Genomic DNA, 2,500 nt, shown 5'->3' with positions numbered 1-2,500 from the left:
GTCTGACCGCAGGAACCCCGCATCTTCACGGGGAATTCAATTTCACTGAGTCTATGTTGGAGACAGCGGGGAAGTCGTTACGCCATTCGTGCAGGTCGGAACTTACCCGACAAGGAATTTCGCTACCTTAGGACCGTTATAGTTACGGCCGCCGTTTACTGGGGCTTCGATTCAAAGCTTGCACCTCTCCTCTTAACCTTCCAGCACCGGGCAGGCGTCAGACCCTATACGTCGTCTTGCGACTTCGCAGAGCCCTGTGTTTTTGATAAACAGTCGCTACCCCCTGGTCTGTGCCACCCCAAAACACTTGCGTATCCTGGGGCCACGCTTCTTCCGAAGTTACGCGTGCAATTTGCCGAGTTCCTTCAACATAGTTCTCTCAAGCGCCTTGGTATACTCTACCTGACCACCTGTGTCGGTTTCGGGTACGGTCTATACGGTGGAGCTATTTCCTGGAACCGCTCCACTGCCCAACCAATCCAATAAGGTTGAACAATTTGTGCGATCCGTCACTACCACCAGGCCCACGAATATTAACGTGGTTCCCATCGACTACGCATTTCTGCCTCGCCTTAGGGGCCGGCTAACCCTGCTCAGATTAACTTTAAGCAGGAACCCTTGGTCTTTCGGCGAGGGGGTCTCTCACCCCCTTTATCGTTACTCATGTCAACATTCGCACTTCCGATACCTCCAGGATGTCTCACGACTGTCCCTTCACAGGCTTACGGAACGCTCCGCTACCACGTGCATTGCTGCACATCCTCAGCTTCGGTGCATGGCTTTAGCCCCGTTACATTTTCGGCGCAAAGACCCTTATTTAGACCAGTGAGCTGTTACGCTTTCTTTAAATGATGGCTGCTTCTAAGCCAACATCCTGGTTGTTTTGGGATCCTCACATCCTTTCCCACTTAGCCATGACTTGGGGACCTTAGCTGGAGGTCAGGGTTGTTGCCCTCTTCACGACGGACGTTAGCACCCGCCGTGTGTCTGCCGATTAGTACTCTCAGGTATTCGGAGTTTGGTTAGGATCAGTAAGACGGTGAGTCCCCATAGCCCATCCAGTGCTCTACCCCCTGAGGTATTCGATCGACGCACTACCTAAATAGTTTTCGCGGAGAACCAGCTATTTCCGAGTTTGATTGGCCTTTCACCCCTAGCCACAAGTCATCCCAATCTATTGCAACAGATGCGGGTTCGGTCCTCCAGTTGGTGTTACCCAACCTTCAACCTGCTCATGGCTAGATCACTCGGTTTCGGGTCTAATGCATCTAACTAAACGCCCTATTCAGACTCGCTTTCGCTGCGCCTACACCTACCGGCTTAAGCTTGCTAGATACACTAAGTCGTTGACCCATTATACAAAAGGTACGCAGTCAGGCTTTCGCCCTCCTACTGTTTGTAGGCATCCGGTTTCAGGTTCTATTTCACTCCCCTTGTCGGGGTGCTTTTCACCTTTCCCTCACGGTACTTGTTCGCTATCGGTCATGCACGAGTACTTAGGCTTGGAGAGTGGTCTCCCCATGTTCGAACAGGATTTCACGTGTCCCGCCCTACTCTAGGACAATGAGTGTTCTACGCGTACGGGGCTGTCACCCACTATGGCCATCCTTTCCAGAATGTTCCGCTTTATTCCTCATTGCCACTGGCCTGGTCCGCGTTCGCTCGCCACTACTTACGGAGTCTCGGTTGATGTCCTTTCCTTCGGGTACTTAGATGTTTCAGTTCCCCGAGTTCGCTTCTAACCCCTATGTATTCGAAAGTTAGATACCTTATCACAATGCTTAGAAACCCAAGCCGTCATCGCTGACAGTTTGGATTTTCTAAGCATTTAAGGTGGGTTTCCCCATTCGGAAATCCATGGATCAAAGCTCATTCGCAGCTCCCCACGGCTTATCGCAGCGTATCACGTCCTTCATCGCCTGTGCATGCCAAGGCATCCACCAAATGCCCTTACGACACTTAATCGTTCTCATTGCCAATGCTCATCATCTCGCTAACGTTTCACTCGGAAACGACCAACAGGCCGGGTTACCTTTTACAACCCAACCAAACCAATGATGCCATCGACGTGTTCGATCCGGTCACTTTATTGGAGCTACGCCGAGCAGCTCACTTGTGCCAGATCTTAAGACCAGCTTCTCGAGATCAAATCCGGTACCGCGCGGTCAGGCAACGGTAATCCGATCATCCATCAGACATCGCCAAAGACGATGAACAACGAACGATCCAGAGTGACAAGCTTCCTTCCTACCTCCAATCCTTCACCAAACTCTGGTCGGCTAGACCATTATAAGGATCATCAGGAAAGGTCTCGGACGCTACAAGGTAAAAACCCTCGCAACACCTGGAAGCCTCCAGATCAATCTTCTCTTCACAATGTAGTAGAACAGACAACACTCAATCGAGTGCTGTAAACTTTATTTTTCTTCAAAAGATATCGTCGCCGTCAGTTCAACACCAAGCGAATTGGTGGAGCTGAGCGGGATCGAACCGCTGACCC

At 51.0% G+C, this 2,500-nt stretch carries 1 tRNA gene and 1 rRNA gene (both cut by a window edge); both read right to left on the bottom strand.

Features of this window, described 5'->3' with window-relative positions:
- Positions 1-1,965, bottom strand: a 23S ribosomal RNA gene (locus BJF91_RS00105); it reaches 833 nt to the left of the window's first position.
- Between the two features lie 502 nt (positions 1,966-2,467).
- Positions 2,468-2,500, bottom strand: a tRNA-Ala gene (locus BJF91_RS00100) (it continues 43 nt past the right edge of the window).

Origin of the sequence: Gillisella taibaishanensis (genome assembly GCF_001938985.1) — a bacterium.
Taxonomy (GTDB): Bacteria; Pseudomonadota; Alphaproteobacteria; order Rhizobiales; family Rhizobiaceae; genus Allorhizobium; species Allorhizobium taibaishanense.
The sequence above is the reverse complement of the archived record's forward strand: the minus strand, read 5'-3'. Positions and strand labels throughout refer to the sequence as shown.